Raw genomic sequence first — 18,529 nt, 5'->3', positions numbered from 1 at the left:
CCTCGCGGTCTATCGTGATCCCGAGGTGCTGCATTCGCGAATGAATTCGCCCCCACTGAGATTTCTGTGGGGGCGAATTCATTCGCGAAACCTTTCAACTGATCCTCAACTCCCGCCGGACCAGTTCCAGCACCCGCTGGGTATCAATCGGCTTTAGCAAAAAATCCACCACGCTCAAATGCATCGCCTCAATAGCGTCTTCAACCTCGGCATCGCCCGATACGATGATGATGGGCAAGGCTGCCATCGGCGATTCCCGCACTTGACGAATCAGATCCAAACCGTTGCACGGTGCCATGCGCAAGTCAGTGATCAATAGCCCGATGGACCTGCGGTGCTCAAGCAAACTCATTGCCGAAACGCAATCTGAAGCCGTGATGCAACTGACGCCATTCGAACTGAGAAATTCGGCCAACAGCTCTCGTGCGTCTTTATTGTCATCGACGATAAGTACTCGTTGTTGCTCAAGCGGATCGGACGTTTGCATCGCGTCGTTGATCGCTTCGCGCTCTTCATCACTTAACAGGTCAAGCTCAGTCATACAGGTCTCATTGATTCCCCACACTGGTAGGACAGCGAATCAAACATCATGCGCTGTACGCTTCGTCGGCTTTGTACCTGATCCTCGCGCAAAACTCACGCGAAAATCCGAGCACTTGAGTCGGGTATTTTCACTCTAGTTCATTAACGCGATCCTAGACTTACGTCCAATGGGCACTTTCTCGTTAGCGGCCGACCATGACTCTCGAAAACCGACTCTAAAAATTGTTCTACATAAGCGGTCATGGTCATGCGTAAGGCAGATGCTTTCAATCAGGCAGGCAAGACAGCGGTGCTGCAAAACATACACGGCACTATTCAATTCCTGCAAAAGTTCCCACCTTTCAACCAGATGGAAAACGCGCACCTCGCGTATCTGGTCGAACAGTGCCAACTGCGTTTTTACGCGGCCGACGAATGCATCATCAAACCCACCGACGGCCCGGTAGAACATTTTTACATCGTCAAAACCGGCCGAGTCGTGGGCGAACGTACGCACCCTGCGAAAAGCGAAACCGAGACCACGTTCGAAATTTCCACCGGAGAGTGTTTTCCGCTGGCTGCGCTGCTGGGCGAACGCGCCACGCGCACCGAACATCTCGCGGCCGAAGACACCTTCTGCCTGCAGTTGAACAAATTAGCGTTCATCAAACTGTTCGCGCTCTCCAGCGAGTTTCGTGACTTCGCCTTACGGGGTGTCAGCAGCCTGCTGGAGCAGGTCAACCAACAAGTCCAGCAACGCGCCGCAGAAGCACTCGGCACTCAGTATTCGTTGAATACTCGCCTCGGCGAACTGGCGATGCGTCACCCCGTGACCTGCAGCCCGGACACTCCGTTGCGCGAAGCGGTCAAGCTGATGCATGAGCAACAGGTCGGCAGCATTGTGATTGTCGATGAGCGCAAGGCGCCGCTGGGCATTTTCACCCTGCGCGACCTGCGCCAGGTCGTGGCCGATGGCACGGGCGACTTCGGTTTGCCCATCGAAAAAAACATGATTCAGAAACCATTTTTTCTCAGCCCCGATGCCAGCGCATTTGATGCCGCTATCGCGATGACCGAACGGCATATCGCTCATGTCTGTCTGGTGAAAGACCAGCGTCTGTGTGGCGTGGTGTCCGAACGCGATTTGTTTTCTTTGCAGCGCGTGGACCTGGTTCATTTGGCGCGGACCATTCGCAGCGCGACGAAAATTGAAAGCCTGGCCAACCTGCGCGGCGAAATTGTGCAACTGGTCGATCGGATGCTGGCCCACGGTGCTTCGTCGACGCAGATTACCCAGATCATCACCCTGCTCAACGACCATACGGTGTGCCGGGTCATCGAACTGACGGTGTTGGAAAAAGGCGACCCCGGTATTCCATTCAGCTGGCTGTGTTTTGGCAGCGAAGGTCGCCGCGAGCAAACGCTGTATACCGATCAGGACAACGGCATCTTGTTTGAGGCCAATGACGCAGCCGAAGCCGCGGCCATCCGGGCGAAGTTGCTGCCCTTGGCGCAACAGATCAATCAAAGTTTGGCGCAGTGCGGATTTACCCTGTGCAAAGGCAACATCATGGCCGGCAACCCCGACTTGTGCCTGTCGCGCTTGGAATGGTCGCGACGTTTTGCTGCCTTCATTCGAGAAGCCACGCCGGAAAATCTTCTGGCTTCCAGCATCTACTTTGATTTGCGGGTGGTGTGGGGCGATGAGCGCAGCGTTGATCAACTGCGGCGCGGGATTCTCGACCAAGTGGCTGACAACCGATTGTTTCAACGCATGATGGCCGATAACGCGCTTCGTCAGCGGCCGCCAGTCGGGCGCTTTCGAGATTTTGTACTCGCTCGCAAAGGCGGCGAAAAAGCCACGTTGGACTTGAAAGTCCAGGGCCTGACGCCGTTTGTTGATGGCGCACGCCTGCTCGCCCTGGCCAATGGCGTTGAAGCCAACAACACCCTTGAACGCTTGCGCCAGTTGGTCGACAAAGAAGTTATCGAGCCGCTGGACGGCGCCGCTTATGAAGAGGCGTACCATTTCATTCAGCAAACCCGGATGCAGCAACACCAATTGCAAAGTCGACAAAACCTGCCCTATTCAAATCGCGTCGACCCGGACATTCTCAACCACTTGGATCGGCGTATTTTGCGCGAGTCACTGCGTCAGGCTCAACGCCTGCAAAGCAGCCTGACATTGCGCTATCAGTTATGAATTTATTCGCCTGGTTACGCAGTGCTAGACCCACCCTCGACGCCCGCCAACAGCAGCGTCTGGACAATCTGGCGACCTGTGCGTCCGTCAATGACGACCCCTTGCGTCAACAGCGATGGGTGGTGCTTGACCTGGAAACCAGTGGCCTGAACCTTAACCGTGACGTGGTGTTATCCATCGGCGCGGTGGTGATCGAGGACGGTGGCATCGACTTTGGCCAACAATTCGAACGCACGCTGCTGCGCCCGGATCACAAACTCAGCCCCAGCGTGTTGTTGCATGGCTTGGGCCCCAGCGCCATTGCCGCTGGCAGCGAACCGGTGGATGCCTTGTTGGACCTGATGGAATTTGTCGGCAACAGTCCGCTGATGGCTTTTCACGCTTCGTTCGACCAACACATGCTGAGTCGTGCGTTGAAAGACAGCCTTGGGTATCGCTTACAGCACCGCTTTTTCGACGTGGCGCAGATGGCACCGATGCTGTTTCCTAACGCAAATATTCGACACGCCGGCCTTGATGACTGGACCGCGTTTTTTGGCTTGCACGCGGACGAGCGCCACCATGCCAGCGCCGACGCCTTGGTCACTGCCGAATTGGCACTGATCCTGTTCAGCCATGCCCGCAAGCAGCAAATAGACAGTTCAGCGCGCCTGGAACAAAGCCTCTGCCACTGGCGCCGTCGCCAGCAGTCACATTCGTTCTGACCTTCCCGCCGCTTTCAAATTTGTCTCTGGGCAATCCATACAAACTGGGTGGCACTTTGTTTGGCTTGAGGCTGCAGCGTGTCAGGAATGAAGCCTTCCCGAATGAATTCGGCCCCACAGTTTTTCGAGCAATGCACACATTTTGTAGGAGCTGCCGACGGCTGCGAAGCCGGTACGGCGCTTGGATTTTACTGATACCCGTTGCGAGCAAGCAGCCGTAGATTCTGTGGGAGCAGGCTTGCCTGCGAAGAGGCCCGTCATCGCGCCGTTGAGCCGCTGAGGTCGACCTGAAATTTGGGTCGCCTGCAATAACGCTTTCGTTGGCAATCCAACTCCCACGGAGGAGACTTCGGCAGACAGGAAAGGGTAGGCACGGAAAGTCTTATCGCAGCCTTCGACAACTCCTGCAGGAGCCAAATTGTTGGCCCCTACAGAGTTCTGAGCTGCGATGTCGCGTTATCAGAAATCGATTGAGCCCGACAACTTCACCAGACGCGGGTCGCCTTGGGTCAGGTAGCCACCCAGTGCTGAAGCCCAGTAATCCTTGTTCGCAACGTTCTCGACAGTGGCACGTACGGTGACATCACGCTGATCGACTTTGAAGTTGTAACGAGCACCAACATCGAAGCGGTTCCATGTCGGTAGGCTGAGGTTGTTGGCCGCATCGGCGTATTGACCGCCAGTGCGCAGCATCAGCCCGTTCAGGGAAACACCCTGCAAACCAGGCACGTCCCAATCAACTGAGGCGTTGAACTGGAAGGTTGGAACACCGATGGCGCGATGGCCGTCGTTGGTCCCGCCCTGAGTGTCCTGCAACTCGGTTTCCATGCGCGTCAAACCGGTGAGCAAACGCAGCCCTTCAATCGGCTCGCCGAACACATTCAGCTCAACCCCTTTGTTGATCTGCTCACCGTCATGAACATAGACAGCGGTAGTGGGGTTAACCAGTTGAGAATAACCGGCGCTCGGCTGGGAGATTCGGTAAACACCCAGGCTTGCCCCATAGGTGCCCATGTCCAGTTTTACGCCCGCTTCCGTCTGTTTCGAACGTGCCGGGGCGAATACTTGGGTGCCATTGATAACCTTCGCCCCACCTGCCGATGTCGGCGCAGTAGGCCCTTGCGCCAACCCTTCGATATGGTTGGCATAGAGAAACACATGCTCCCACGGCTTGATCACAATCCCGTAAACCGGCGTGGTAATCGATTCATCGTAGAACGCTGTGCGACTGCTGTCGCCGTAGCTATAACCTTCTACGATCAGCTCTTGGCGGCGCACGCCCAGCGTCAGCAGTACCCGATCATCGATAAAGCCCAGCGTGTCGGACACCGCACCACTGCGAACGATGGTTTTGCCAACAACATTTGGATCGCCCAGATCGCCTCCAGCGAAGTTGCCCACTGGCTCAGGTGGATTAACCGGGTCATAGATATTGGTGGCGTGTGCCGTCAGGTCAAAATTGTAGGCGCTGCGCTGTGAAGTCCAGATGCCTGCCAGGCCGAAGTTGAGCTTGTGGCTAACAGAACCGGTCTGAAACGCACCGTTCAAGCCAGCCATGGCACTGGTGTTGTCTTCGATGTGCGGGATGAACGACCCGGTGACCTTGGCATTGCCGTTGTTGCCAATCAAGGTGACCGAAGAGTAGTCACCCGTTTCACGGGTATGTTTCTGGCCGGCTGCGGCGTACGCCGTCCAGTTATCGTTCAAGTCGTATTCGGCGCGCATCATGCCGAAGGTGTCTTGGATCTCGGTGTAACCCCATTTAGGGTTGTAATTGGTGGTGGACGAAGGGGCGTCAGGTATATGGGTCGCAGTGCCCAGAAACACTGTGTTTCGGCCTCCGTTGACGCGCTCGCTCTGGTAGGCGAAGTCGCCGGAGACACGCAGTGCGTCGCCGCGATAATCCAGGCCAATGGAGAACAGTTTGGCGCGATTGCTTTCGTCGTCGATGGCGGTGTCGCCTTCGCGCTGCGCCAAATTCACCCGTGCGCCAAATTGATTGCCCTCACCAAAGCGCTGACCCAAATCCAAGTGTTCGCCAATCCGACCGTCAGAGCTGATGTCCGTGCTCAGGCGGCGCAGCGGAACATCGTCCGCGCGTTTAGGTTGCAAGTTCACACCGCCGCCGATACCGGAGCCGGTCGGGGTTACGCCATTGATAAACGCGTTGGGGCCTTTGAACACTTCTACGCGCTCTAGCGCATCGGTGGAGATGATCTGACGCGGCAGCACGCCATACAAACCGTTGTAAGAGATGTCGTCGGAGTTCAGCGGTAAACCACGAATCACGAACACCTGCGCCTGGTTGGCATAGCCGCTGGCCTGACGAACCGATGAGTCGTTCAATAGAACGTCGCCCACTGTTTCGGCTTGCTGGTCGCGGATCAGTTTTTCGGTGTAGGACGTCGTGCTGAACGGGACGTCCATGATGTCCTGGTTACCCAAAACACCCAATTGCGCGCCACGGGCGACTTGCCCGCCTGCATACACCGCAGGGAGGTCGGTTGTCGGCGCAGTGGCCTGCGCATCAATGTTTACGTCTCCCAACACAACTGCGCCGCTCCCTTGAGTAGTGCCCGCATCCTGCGTCTTGTCGGTAGTCGCACCTTGAGCACTGATCGTTAGCGAGCAGAGCAAGGCAAGTAAGGTCGGGCGCAAGGGAAAGCCTGGTTGAGCGGGAGTGAGCATGGTCGATCCTGAGGGAGGGGCCGTTGAGCATTTAGGGAAGAGGACGACAAGCAGTGAGAATGACTGAGCAGCCTGAGCAGCCTGAGCGGGACAGTAATGAGAATGATAAGTTCTATCATTATCTCTTGCAAACATTTTGTAATACTTAACCCCCTGCAAGACCCTCCGATGAGCGCTAATTGCTTCCCACACCGCGCTCTGACACAATCGCGAAATATTCTCGTTAGTATCAGGGTTATCATCCGGGGCCGTACGTGTCGTCAGTCCAAAGCCGTCATACCGAGCGTGTCAGCACGCTGTATCGCGATCATCGAAGCTGGCTGCTGTCTTGGCTGAAGCACAACATCGCCTGCCCCCATCGCGCCGAAGATTTAAGCCAAATTTCGATGGCTTCGGCATGGGCGCTGGCGTGCGTTATGTCGGCGACACCTACGGCAACGCTGCCAATACCTCCGACGCCCACGTCAGCTCGCACACCCTCTACGACGCTGCGGTGCATTACGACCTCGGCCGTTTGAACAACAGCCTCAAAGGCGTCTCGGTGGCAGTCAACGCAAACACTGTGTTTAACAAAGATTACCTGTCGACCTGCGATGGCACGTGGTGTTACTACGGCGACCAACGCAACGTGCTGGCCAGCCTCAACTACAAGTGGTAACGATCCTCGGGCTTTAAACCGAGCGCGTAAAACAGGGCCACTTAAGGCAGTGGCCCTTCGCTTTTGGAAAAAACATGAAAAGCCAAACCATCCGCCGCTGGTCTACCGTCCACACCTGGACCAGCCTGATCTGCACCGTGTTTCTGCTGATGCTGGCAGTCACCGGGTTGCCACTGATTTTTCACCATAAAATTGATCATTTATTAGGCAACACCCCCGAATTCAAACAGATGCCGGCCAATACGCCGTCGCTGAGTCTGCAACAGCTGGTCCTCGCCGCCGAGGCGCATCGCCCGGGCGAAGTCATGCAATATTTTGGCTGGGACGATGACACCCCTAACGCCGTGACCGCGATCATGGCCACCACCGCCGAGACTGAACCGAACGCGTCCCACACCTTTGTGCTCGATGCCCGCACCGGCGAAGCCTTAGAAAAAGCCTCGGCCAACGGCGGCTTCATGATGATCATGCTGCGCCTGCACACCGACATGTACGCAGGCCCGTGGGGCATGCTGTTTCTCGGCGCGATGGGGTTGTTGTTCGTCGCCGCCATTGTCTCGGGCGTGGTGCTGTATGCGCCGTTCATGCGCCGCTTGAAATTTGCCAGCGTGCGCCAGACCAAATCCAGCCGCGTGCGCTGGCTCGACCTGCATAACCTGATTGGCGTCGTCACCCTGACCTGGGCATTGGTGGTCGGGGTGACGGGCGTGTTCAACGCCTGTGCCGACCTGGTGATCACCGCATGGCGCAACGACAGCCTGGCCGCCATGATCGCGCCCTACCGCGACGCCCCGCCCTTGCTGAGTCGCGCGCCCGCCACCCGCTTGCTGGACATCGCCGAAGCGGCTGTTCCCGGCATGGAAGCAGATTTCATTGCGTTCCCCGGCACTCGTTTTTCCAGCGAACACCACTACGCCGTGTTCATGAAAGGCGCCAGCCACCTGACATCGCACCTGTTGACCCCGGTGCTGATCGACGCCAGCGACTTGCACGTCACCGCCATCGTCGACCGCCCGTGGTACATGGACGCCCTCCTCATGTCCCAACCGCTGCACTTCGGCGACTACGGCGGCATGCCGATGAAAGTGTTGTGGGCCGTGCTGGATGTGCTGACCATCATCGTCCTCGGCAGCGGCGTGTACCTGTGGTGGGTTCGACGCCGGGCTACGACCTTGGTTCGTGTCGACACGTCTCAGGCGCAGACTGCCCGATGAAGGCTAAACATACGAGCAACTGGAGCGTGTTTGCGCACCCGATCTGGATGGGCTTACTGATGGCGGCGGGGCTTTTTGCTGCGTTGCTCGGCAACGGGGCGTGGGACATGTTGTCGTGGGTCGGGATGGGGATTCCGGCGGTGTTGAGTGTACGAGGGTTGTTTTCCCGGTATGGGAAGGTTCGCTCGCGCTAGAAATCCAGTACTTGGGTTTCGGCTTAATAGGGTTGTCTTAGCCCCCGAACGTTAAGCGTGGGCAACCACCTACAAGATGGCCGGAGGCGTCCTACACCAACTGTGGGATGCGCCCGATATACATCGCCGACATCGCCTCGCAGAGTTGCCGCATCTTTTGATGCGGAGAATCTGCCAATGCCTCAGGCCGCCGTCCCAACCTTCACGCTGAGTGTGAAAGGTCTTGAAAATCCTTCTTTGCAAGTGCTCGCGTTTGATGGCGCGGAAGCCGTCAGCACGCCTTACGCCATCACCGTCGAACTGGTCAGTCGGTCGTCTGGTATTGAGCTGTCGGACCTGCTGCACAAGGCGGCTTTCCTTGGTTTTGGCCCGGACGGCGAAGGCATTCACGGGCATATTCACTCCATCCACAAAAGCGATTCCAACGCCCGGCTGACCCACTACGTCGCGGTGCTCAAACCCTCTCTCGCGTACTTGGAACACAGCAGCCACCGCCGCTCGTTCCAGCAGATGAGCGTGCCCGCAATTATTCTTGAAGTGCTCAAAGAACACGGCCTGTTTGACGGCCTGGACGTGCAATTCGACAGTGGCGTGACCCGCGCTCCGGTCCGTGACTATTGCGTTCAGTACGACGAAAGCGACCTGCACTTCGTCAATCGGCTGTGCGAAGAAGACGGCTGGTTTTACCGTTTTGAGCATTCGGCTGACGGCCATCGGCTGATTTTCGCCGATGACGAAGTGATGTTTCCCCATGCGGCGCGGCGGACGCTGCCGTTCAGGCCGCTGAACGGCATGGTGCCCGACGAGTATTCGATAAATACCTTCGGCGTGCGCTTGGCCGCGCGTACCAGCCACGTGGTGCATCGCGATTACGATTTCCAGAAAGCCGGTTATTTATTGGAAAGCGCTAGAAGTCCGCAGGCGACCCCAGCCCAAGTCCAAAGGGGTGAGGCCCTGCATGTCGATCCCAAGCTTGAGCATTACGTCTATCCCGGCCGCTTTCTGGAGGACGATCACGGCAGACGATTATCCAACCGTGACCTGGAACGGCACCGCACGGATTTCCAACTGGCCGACGGCGGCAGCGATCACCCGGTGTTGCGCAGCGGGACGGTGATCCAGCTGGAAGACCATCCGCAGCTGAAATGGAATAACCCGTGGGTGCTGATTTCGATCAAGCACGAAGGCCGCCAGCCGCAGGTGTTGGAAGAATTGGGCGCCGACGCCCCGGTCGCCGCCGGGAAAATCGCTCAGGGTTATCGGAATTCCTTCACCGCCATCCCGGAAACCATCCAGTTTCGCCCCGCCTTGCGCCACCCCAAACCGCTGATTCACAGCACCCAAACCGCTAAGGTCACTGGCCCGGAAGGCGAAGAAATCCACTGCGATAAATTCGGCCGGGTAAAGGTCAAGTTTCACTGGGACCGCCGCGAGCTGAATGACGAAACCACCAGTTGCTGGGTGCGGGTGGCGTCGAGTTGGGCGGGCAACAGTCATGGTGCCGTGACCTTGCCCCGGGTCGGCATGGAAGTGTTGATTTCTTATTTGGAAGGCGACGCGGACCGGCCGATTATCATGGGCTGTTTGCCGAACAGTCTGAATCCGGTGCCGTATGAGCTGCCGGCGAACAAGACCAAAAGCGTGTTCCGCAGCCGCAGCTCCAAGGCAAGCCAGGGCTTCAACGAAGTCGCCTTCGAAGACCGTAACGGCGCTGAGTTGGTTTACCTGCGCGCCCAACGTGACATGGAGCAACTGATCCAGAACGACAGCCGTCTTGAAGTACGCGGTCAGCGGCTGGAAACGGTCAAGGGCAACAGCGTTTCAGTGCTAGAAGCTGAGCACCATCAAGCCATCACGGGCGACCGCAAGGTGCAGTTATCAGCGGGGAGTCATTTGCAGGTGGCGGGGTCCAGTCATACCCGCGTGACCGGCGCCTTGGTGATCGACGCTGGGCAAGACGTGCACTACAAATCCAGCGCGAACTTCATCGTCAACGCTGGCGTCACCCTGACCTTGGCGGCGGGTGGGCAACATCTGGTTATTACGCCTGCGGGGATATTTTCCAGCGTACCGATCTTGCTGGGAGGTGCGCCGCTGCCGGGTATGCCCGCGATGCCGCTGGCACCGGCCGGTGTTGATGGGCTGGAGGCTGAAATGCTCGCCCCAGTCGTTCAGACCGATCCGGCTGTTCAGCAGAAGCTTTCTGGCAACGACACGATTATCGAATTGTGCCAAAAGCCTAAAAACGGCACGCCTATGGACTGCCCGCTTTCAGATTGTCCTTGCCGAGAGGCCATGAGCAAAGGGGCGCACGCATGAGCATCTGGATGCTGCTGGAACCTAGAAAATCGCTGCTGGCCGAGCTTTTTCAGCACGTCGACCATCCGGAATTTACGCCGCTATTTGCATCGACAGAGATGGCTGCATACGTGGAATTTAGTCCGTTGTTAGTCGCGGACGAGAGTAGACAGGCGCTCTCGCGCTCAGTACGACTGGCGCCTGGTGACTGGCCGGGGCTGATTATCGAAAGCGAGCATTCTTGCGAAGCGTTGCTTGCACACTTGCGACACATCCTCATCGTCCGCTTTGATCAGACCCGCACCGGGATGCTGCGCTACTGGAATCCCGCTGTTGCAGAACGGCTCTTTTCAGCCTGTACCGAGGAAAATATTGCCAGCTGGCTTGGCCCGATTGACCGCGTGCATTGGTACTCGGCCGACGCGACTGAATGGCAAACCCGCAACACCCCCCATGCAGCTTCATGGCTCCCGACCGGCACCCCCTCTTTGTTATCGATCAGCGTCGAGCAAAGCCGATCACTCAACCAGCCACTTCAATCAACGATTTCCAACGGACAGGAGTCCTGACATGACGCAGAGCACACTGAGCAGCGGCCCTTGCTGCGAAGTCAACAAGCTGATCGTGCAGGTCACCGGCAACGGTCATCCAGATACCCAGCGGTTGGCGTTTTATGAGCACGACAGTTTGAAACGACTGGATGCCCTGACTGATTCGGACCGCCCTGAAACCTTAACCGGCGAGTACTTACTGAACAGCGCCTTGCATGTCTGGGCCTGGTCCAACACCTTCAAACACCGCTTGTGGTTAGAGATCGCCAGCGTCGACGGCGCACCGATTCGGGTGCCGCTCCCTGAAGTCTCGATCACCCCACGTCAGTTCGACGGTCAATGGAATCAGATCATCCCGGTCGTGCCCTTCGTCGCGCTGCCCGGTGTCAACAGCACCCACGATAACGGCACCCCGGTGTTGTGCCGCGCTGGTTTCATCTACGTGTTCCTCAACGGTCGAGTGTGGCGCGAGCTGGAAGTGCGGGTCGACGATGAACGGACCACCTACCACGACGTCGATTTCAATGAATACCGCATGGGGGACGAAATCGAACCCCGTTCACGGCTCGCGACTGGGCAAGCACTGGAAGATATCTGGCTGCCGTCTAGCTGGAATAACCTGCCGGTAGCGCCCCAACTGTGCTTCAGCGAAATCCAATTGTCCGGTCCGCGATTGCGCTGTCTGGAGAACGACTCGGCGCTGCGCAGACAACGCTGCCAAAGCCCGAACCTGAGAAGTTCTCTTGCCACGTTCGAGCGGCTTTTTCACAACAAACCTGATGGCACTGCAATGCTTGAGGCATTTGGTGCACTTAACGCTCACGATAAAGTGCGCCCTCAAGCCGCCGCCGATGCTCACGTCAGTTGGCTAAATTACGACACTCACGCATTTCCAGTCAGCAGGGTCGCGCCACAACGAGCACGCCAGCCAGGTTATGAGTGGCTGCTGGACCAACCGGCCCGTTATCTGTGTGACTTGAGTGGACAGTTTCCGGTTCGGGCGCTGAGCGAAGCGCATGCCCACGTCACCCGCTCTGAGCGCGGCGAGACGGCCTACCAAGCGACGTCCCTCGAAACCGGCGCGTGGGCGCATTGGATAGGAGAACTGTGTACGCCGCAGCTTGGCGACGAGCTCTGGCACGAACAGCCAGAAGTCCCGGACGTGCTGCACCGCGCACGCCAACGCAATCTGTACGGCGTTATGCTGCAAGACCCACATTATCGGCTGCGCCACCTGCACACCCGGGTCAATGATCAACAGAACCTGCTGCAACTTTGCGCCGCCCGCGCCAGCCGCCACGCGCATCACGCCAGTGCCTTGCTGGTGCAACAACTGGTCGTACCAAGCACCCTGGGCGGCGGTATCAATCCGCTGCATAAACAGCTCAATGCACTGAAGCTTCAAGGTCGGATCGACGTCAATCGGTTCACCGCCAGCGGTGAACGCCAGCAGCTCTGGCGGTCGCTGGAGATGAGCCAGGCACTGCTGAGCGAATGCCTGACAACCCGACGAACCCAACAGACCCTTGCCGATCACCTGAGCTTGGAAGGCTTCGATTATGTCGCCGCGCTGCATTTTGTCAGTCAACTGTTTGCCAGCTTGGCGACCCGGCCCTCTCAGACCGACCCCCTGGCAGTCAATGGTGAGGTCGGCGACGCCGTGACGGGTCTGAGCAAAAGCGGCTCAGACCCCAGCGACGGACAACGGCTAATCCAACACATTGCCAACGATGAAACCCATCCGCTGCATCGGATGTTATGGCCAGCGCTTGAGTCCCAGGATACGAACGCACCCTATGTTCAATCCGCCGTCCCAGACATCAACAGTGGCGATGGGCTGTTTCGGCCCAATGCACTGCTGGCCGCTGTCAGTTGTGAGGTCATTGACCCGAAGCAACTCAATACGCTCGACGCTTATTTACTGGCCGGTTTGGTGGAAAGCGGCAGCCTCAACAACACCCTCACCGGCACCCTAAAAGCAGCGGCCGCCGCGCTGGGAAATCTTTTTGAAAACCTGCAAGGCTCGGTGGATACCGCAGAGCGCGCGGTGCAGGCAGCACGAAATATTCCAATATCGACCACATCCCCAGCCCCAGTAGTAAACCTGACGCAGCAAAAGCGAGCCGTGGCGCAACTGCGCAGCATGCTGCCGGGTGGTTTCGGTGCCCTGCACTTCCTCACCCATCAAGAGGCCAGAAACAAGAATCTGTACATCTTTGGCTTGACCGACCTGCCGAAAATCCCGGAGCGCCTGCGCAGGCCGAGCCTTGACTATCGATCCGCGTCCGACATATCGATGGTTGAACCTCAGCACTATCGCAACGGCGGCGACCTACACCCCAACACGATCGTCATTGCCATGCCCCGCGAGCATCGGGTTGCCCAGCTAGTTAGTAGCGTGAACCAACGAGTAAATGCGGCGTGGCAGGAGAATATGGCCGAACAAGAAAAGGTCAGGGGCAATGCGATTCAGCAGGCGGTTAAACACCAACAGGCATTGAAGAGCGAGTGGATGTACAAGGCGCTGAACTCCACACCGTTTGCCGCGATGGTGGGGATGTTGGAGGTTTGGAATTTGAGGAATGAGCTGGAGGCGTGGGACAACACAACGCGAGAAAAAGGGAAACTTAGGACATTTGGAGGAGCAGGAGGAGCTGCGGTTGATTTATTGATCGCAATGGAAGCGTTGACCGTAAAACTAGCTGGGAGCCAATCAATTCTCGCAGCGGCCAATAAAACCCTTTTCGTCATTCCCAAAGCATTTAGCACGCAAGTGCTGGGTGCAAAGTTCGCCCAGCGTTTAGTCAACAAAATAACCGCCAGTCTGCTCGCTAAAATTACAGCCGGATCAATCTTCGTCGGCCTCAACCTGTATGACGCGTGGTATGCCCATCAATGGGGAGATGATGCCAAGTGGGGCCACCTGCTGATGGCCGCCGGTGGACTAACCGGTATCGCAAGTACGATGACCGTCGGTGGGGCCACGCTCCTTGGATTAGGCCCTTTGGGCTGGATTACCCTGATATTTGTCAGCATCGGTCTCAGCTTGGTGTACTGGCTGGGTTCGACCCCCATCGAAGACTGGTTAAGCGCAGGCCCCTTCGGTCCAAACGCTGATCGCGCACCCCATCTCCAATCGCCGGAACCGGCCTTCTACTACTTGGTCAGCCTAATCGCCGACATTCGTATCACCGTTGAACGCAACCCGGAATACACCGTCCCCGCCTACAGCGAACACTACAATCCGGTACCCAAGTATGTGCGTGAAGCAGACACGCGCATTCGAATAGAAAGTAACTTGCCCGGCCTCCTGACGGGACCTGGCGACCTCAGCACCAAAGCATCGTGTGCGCTGATGATGGTCCGTCGATTCCAGACTCGCTTTGATGGCTCCCCTCGCGTAGAAACCCAGCTATATCCCGAGACCAAACCGATTACGTATCGGCGGACAATTAACGGCTTAGAAATATTCATCGTGACACCGTGGGAGAGGTACGCCGAAACAGCTCGCTCTAACGATGCAGTGTCGGCGCATATCGAATGGCAAGTCCGTGCACAATTGACATTAAGCGATGGCGATTCGTCGTGGGTATTCCCGGCGCCAAAGCCTAAAGACCCGACGCCGTTCAATTCCACCCACGCAGCACCTAACTTCAAGGAAGTTGGACAACTCTACTGGGCAGATGAAACCACCCATAAGGCAAGGGGCGACAAATGAAGTCGCTCAACTCGCCTTACTACGCAGCGACAGCGTATCGAGTAGATTGCATCCCCAAGCAACAACCATCAGTTGAGCGCTCATGGATACGGCGCTTTTCCAAGGTGCGTTTGCCGTGGGGATTTACCCAGGAAGTTGCTCTGGATGACTTTTTGATAGAAGCGTCACCTGAAGAGCTTCGAAGGGTAGAAAAATGCCTGCAGGAAAGAAAGGAGAAGTTGGCTTTAGGTACTTATGTACCAGCGCCATACGAGCACGTGGACTTCCATGATAGGCACGACCAAGAACGCTTCAGGCTTTCGTTATGGTCTAAACGATCACATTTTTGGATATATTTAACCGGAGGAGGTCGGGCGCTATTTTATCTAGCATTAGTAGTATCTGTTATGACTTATTTCATGGCGCTATATGCAAGCAGTGATACATGGCAGCAAATAACAAAAGATAGCCTTCAAATATTTTCTATATGGGTAGGCGCTCCTCTTCTTTGCTGGGTTCTCGGCTCATTAGTCATTCGCTTCCTCCCCCACCTCTGGGTCAAACCCTCCCGAGGCCCCATCTGGGAAATCAACCGTCGCACCGGCCTTGTCACCCTTTTCGATTACGACAACAACGGCGAATACAAAAAGAACGGCACCATCGGTGAACTCACCGCCCCGTTTTACGAGTTCGATGCTTACATCGCTACCATCCCGGATCGTCAGGGTTTAGTGACGAACGTGCTGTACATCGCCCACCGCTACCGCGATATCGTGATTAACTTTCGCCCTTTGCTGGCACCCGGCGAAGGTCAGTTCTGCTGCGCGTTATGGGACTTTTTACAAAACTACATGGACACCAGCCGCCCGCTACCGGACTTGCCGCGCTATGAGCAATACCGTCATCTCGACCCAACAACGGCTGAATACGACCATAGAGTAGGTCGCAATTCAAGGTTTTGGATCGATATGGACGATGCCACGTTCAAGCAAGAACTCTATGACATGCGTGGCAAGATCGATCAGATCGACACCTTCCAGCGCCCGAACCTGATGGCGCGGTATGTGGAGTATGTGGATTGAATACCCCAGATTTGATAACGCCTTATTACGCGGCTACTGCATACCGATCAGACCGTATTCCTAAGCAACCACCTTCGGCAGAGCGCTCGTGGATTCGACGCTTTGCAAAAATGCGTTTGCCGTGGGGGTCAGCGCAAGAAGTCGCGCCCGATGACTTTTTAATTCGGCGCAAACCCAGCAGCCTGCGATTTCAGGAGGAAATGAACAAAGAGCGCGAAGAAAAGCAAAAGTTGGGCACTTACATTCCCGCTCCATATGAGCATGTCGACTTTCACGATCGACACGATCATGAAAGTTTCAGATTCTCATTATGGTCAAAACAATCACAGTTTTGGATCTATCTATTAATCTTCGGAAAATGGGGATTTATTTTACTGGCCCCCATATATGTATTTGCCGTATTAGTAGTAGTTTCAACACCATACAAGCCTTACTTAGAGGAATTGGTCAGCGTAGTACTGGAGACCTATTACGTATTTCTTTTGCCGCAGCTCGTATGCTGGGGTGTTGGGGCGTTTGTGATCAGCTACCTCCCCCACCTCTGGGTCAAACCCTCCCGAGGCCCGATCTGGGAAATCAACCGCCGCACCGGCCTTGTCACCCTTTTCGATTACGACAACAACGGCGAATACAAAAAGAACGGCACCATCGGTGAACTCACTGCGCCGTTTTATGAGTTCGATGCCTACATCGCGACCATCCCGGATCGTCAGGGTTTAGTGACGAACGTGCTGTACATCGCCCACCGCTACCGCGATATCGTGATCAACTTCCGGCCCTTATTCGCTCCCGGTGAAGGCCAGCTGTGCTGTGCCCTGTGGGATTTTCTGCAGAACTACATGGACACCAGCCGCCCGCTGCCAGACTTACCGCGATACGAACAATACCGACACCTCGATCCAACAACGGCTGAATACGACCGCAAAACCCGCCGCAATCCTAGGTTCTGGATCGATATGGACGATGCTACCTTCGACCAAGAACTCTACGACATGCGCGGCAAGATCGATCAGATCGACACCTTCCAGCGCCCGAACCTGATGGCGCGGTATGTGGAGTATGTGGATTGAGTCCCTCGAATGCCATGTGGATTAGTGCTTGGCTTAGTGCGGGGCCCTTCGGCCCTAACAGTGATCAAGCGCCCCATCTGCAAGCCCCGGAAAATGCGTTCTACTACTTGGCCAGCCTGTTTGCCAACATTCGCATCACTGTTGAAGCCAACCCGGAATACAGCCTCCCGGCCTGCATCGAGAGCTTTAATCCGGTGCCCATGGATATACGCGCATCCGATACGCGCATCCGAATCGAGAGCAACCTGCCCGGCCTATTGACCGGACTGGGCGACCTCAGCACCAAAGCCTCGTGTGCGCTGCTTAAAGTTCGCCGATCCCGCGTTCGCTTAGATGGGCCGCCTCGCGAAGAAACCCACCTATTTCCCGAGGCCAAGCCTAAGGCGTACCGGCCGAAGCCCGATGGAATGGAAATATTCTTGCAAACACCTTGGGAAACGCTGGTTGAAGTTTCACGCTCAAACGACACCGTGTCGGTTCACACACAATGGCAAGTCCGTGCCCAACTGACACTAAGCGATGGCAGTTCATCCTGGGTATTTCCCGCACCAAAGCCCAAAGACCCAACCCCTTTCGGCGCGGCCCACGCCGCACCCAACTTCAAAGAAATCGAACAACCGTTCTGGGCAGATGAAACCACCCATAAAGCGCAGGACGACCAATGACTGCAATAAATTCGTCCTATTACGCCGCCACCGCATACCGCTCTGACCGGATGCCCAAACAACCACCTTCAGCAGAACGCTCGTGGATACGGCGCTTTGCTAAATTTCGCCTCCCCTGGGGGCTAACCCAAGAGGTTGCGCTGGACGACTTCTTGAGCGAAGCCGCGCCGGAAAAATTACGTCGAGTGGAAAAAGCCGAGCAAGTAAAGAAAGAAGAATTAGCATTAGGTACTTACATTCCAGCTCCATATGAGCATGTAGACTTTCATGATCGGCACGATCATGAAAATTTCAGGTTTTCGTTATGGTCAAAACGATCACAATTTTGGGCATACCTATTCATATTTGGGAAAGGTTTTTTTCTTTTTTTACTTCCGCTGAGCGTATTTGCATTCATCGCTGTTGGACTATCTATTAACGAGTCCTGGAGCTACCTAGCAAAAGATCTAATTCTGGGATTTTATTCTTGGCTGTTAGGTATTCCTCTTCTGTGCTGGGCACTCGCTTCAATAGTCATGCGCTATTTCCCTAAACTCTGGGTCAAACCCTCCCGAGGCCCCATCTGGGAAATCAACCGCCGTACCGGTCTCGTCACACTCTTCGATTACGACAACAACGGCGAATACAAAAAGAGCGGCACCATCGGTGAACTCACCGCGCCGTTTTACGAGTTCGACGCTTACATCGCGACCATCCCTGACCGCCAAGGTTTGTCGATGAATGTGCTGTACATCGCCCACCGCTACCGCGACATCGTCATCAACTTCCGGCCCTTATTCGCTCCCGGCGAAGGTCAGTTGTGCTGCGCGTTATGGGACTTTTTACAAAACTACATGGACACCAGCCGCCCGCTACCGGACTTGCCGCGCTACGAACAATACCGACATCTCGACCCAACAACGGCTGAATACGACCGCAAAACCCGCCGCAATCCAAGGTTCTGGATCGATATGGACGATGCTACCTTCGAGCAAGAACTCTAA

General features: G+C 56.2%; 13 protein-coding genes and 2 pseudogenes. 13 read left to right on the top strand and 2 right to left on the bottom strand.

The genetic code is table 11. The features are described from left to right. Window positions 1-94 precede the first annotated feature (94 nt). Window positions 95-541 carry a response regulator gene (locus RHM59_RS18725; RefSeq protein ID WP_322166462.1) on the bottom strand — a complete coding sequence of 149 codons (447 nt, stop codon included), beginning with the start codon at window positions 539-541 and terminating at the stop codon, window positions 95-97. A gap of 249 nt (window positions 542-790) precedes the next feature. On the opposite strand from RHM59_RS18725, the gene RHM59_RS18720 reads away from it, so the two are divergent. Both RHM59_RS18720 and RHM59_RS18715 read left to right on the top strand, forming a co-directional pair. Further along, entirely contained in the window at window positions 791-2,725 is a 1,935-nt protein-coding gene (locus RHM59_RS18720) for a putative nucleotidyltransferase substrate binding domain-containing protein (RefSeq protein WP_322166463.1), read from the top strand. Further along, window positions 2,722-3,429, top strand: coding sequence for a 3'-5' exonuclease (locus tag RHM59_RS18715; RefSeq protein ID WP_322166464.1), 708 nt, complete (start codon window positions 2,722-2,724; stop codon window positions 3,427-3,429). Before RHM59_RS18720 ends, RHM59_RS18715 begins: the two co-directional genes overlap by 4 nt. Window positions 3,430-3,888: 459 nt before the next feature. Here RHM59_RS18715 and RHM59_RS18710 read toward each other — a convergent pair whose 3' ends face one another. Continuing rightward, a complete protein-coding gene (locus tag RHM59_RS18710) occupies window positions 3,889-6,117 on the bottom strand; it encodes a TonB-dependent siderophore receptor (RefSeq protein WP_322285184.1) in 2,229 nt (742 codons plus the stop codon). A 254-nt stretch (window positions 6,118-6,371) separates the two neighbouring features. Here RHM59_RS18710 and RHM59_RS18705 point away from each other — a divergent pair. The 11 genes and pseudogenes from RHM59_RS18705 to RHM59_RS18655 form a co-directional block, all read left to right on the top strand. Further along, window positions 6,372-6,497 (top strand): annotated as a pseudogene (locus RHM59_RS18705) (RNA polymerase subunit sigma); the annotation flags it as partial. Between the two features lie 5 nt (window positions 6,498-6,502). Continuing rightward, a pseudogene (locus RHM59_RS18700) lies at window positions 6,503-6,775 on the top strand (TonB-dependent siderophore receptor); the annotation flags it as partial. A 74-nt stretch (window positions 6,776-6,849) separates the two neighbouring features. Beyond that, the gene (locus RHM59_RS18695) at window positions 6,850-7,989 is read left to right on the top strand and encodes a PepSY domain-containing protein (RefSeq protein WP_322285183.1); all 1,140 of its coding nucleotides are present in this window, start codon (window positions 6,850-6,852) and stop codon (window positions 7,987-7,989) included. Beyond that, complete coding sequence (locus tag RHM59_RS18690; protein ID WP_322285182.1) at window positions 7,986-8,183, top strand: hypothetical protein; 198 nt, start codon at window positions 7,986-7,988, stop codon at window positions 8,181-8,183. The genes RHM59_RS18695 and RHM59_RS18690 overlap by 4 nt, the downstream gene beginning before the upstream one ends. A gap of 177 nt (window positions 8,184-8,360) precedes the next feature. Then, window positions 8,361-10,502, top strand: coding sequence for a type VI secretion system tip protein TssI/VgrG (gene tssI, locus RHM59_RS18685; protein WP_322285181.1), 2,142 nt, complete (start codon window positions 8,361-8,363; stop codon window positions 10,500-10,502). Continuing rightward, window positions 10,499-11,050: a DUF4123 domain-containing protein gene (locus RHM59_RS18680; protein ID WP_322285180.1), complete on the top strand. Its 552-nt coding sequence runs from the start codon at window positions 10,499-10,501 to the stop codon at window positions 11,048-11,050. The genes tssI and RHM59_RS18680 overlap by 4 nt, the downstream gene beginning before the upstream one ends. 1 nt (window position 11,051) lies before the next feature. Next, on the top strand, window positions 11,052-14,750 hold the full coding sequence (locus RHM59_RS18675) for a hypothetical protein (protein ID WP_322285179.1): 3,699 nt from the start codon (window positions 11,052-11,054) through the stop codon (window positions 14,748-14,750). Beyond that, window positions 14,747-15,811 (top strand): hypothetical protein, encoded by a 1,065-nt coding sequence (locus tag RHM59_RS18670; protein ID WP_322285178.1) that lies wholly within the window; start codon window positions 14,747-14,749, stop codon window positions 15,809-15,811. Before RHM59_RS18675 ends, RHM59_RS18670 begins: the two co-directional genes overlap by 4 nt. Further along, a complete protein-coding gene (locus RHM59_RS18665) occupies window positions 15,808-16,881 on the top strand; it encodes a hypothetical protein (protein ID WP_322285177.1) in 1,074 nt (357 codons plus the stop codon). Before RHM59_RS18670 ends, RHM59_RS18665 begins: the two co-directional genes overlap by 4 nt. Next, window positions 16,878-17,546: a hypothetical protein gene (locus tag RHM59_RS18660; RefSeq protein WP_322285176.1), complete on the top strand. Its 669-nt coding sequence runs from the start codon at window positions 16,878-16,880 to the stop codon at window positions 17,544-17,546. The genes RHM59_RS18665 and RHM59_RS18660 overlap by 4 nt, the downstream gene beginning before the upstream one ends. After that, on the top strand, window positions 17,543-18,529 hold the full coding sequence (locus RHM59_RS18655) for a hypothetical protein (protein WP_322285175.1): 987 nt from the start codon (window positions 17,543-17,545) through the stop codon (window positions 18,527-18,529). The genes RHM59_RS18660 and RHM59_RS18655 overlap by 4 nt, the downstream gene beginning before the upstream one ends.

The organism is Pseudomonas sp. MH10 (assembly GCF_034353045.1).
GTDB lineage: Bacteria > Pseudomonadota > Gammaproteobacteria > Pseudomonadales > Pseudomonadaceae > Aquipseudomonas.
Note: the sequence above shows the minus strand (reverse complement) of the source record. Positions and strands in the feature narration are given on the sequence as shown.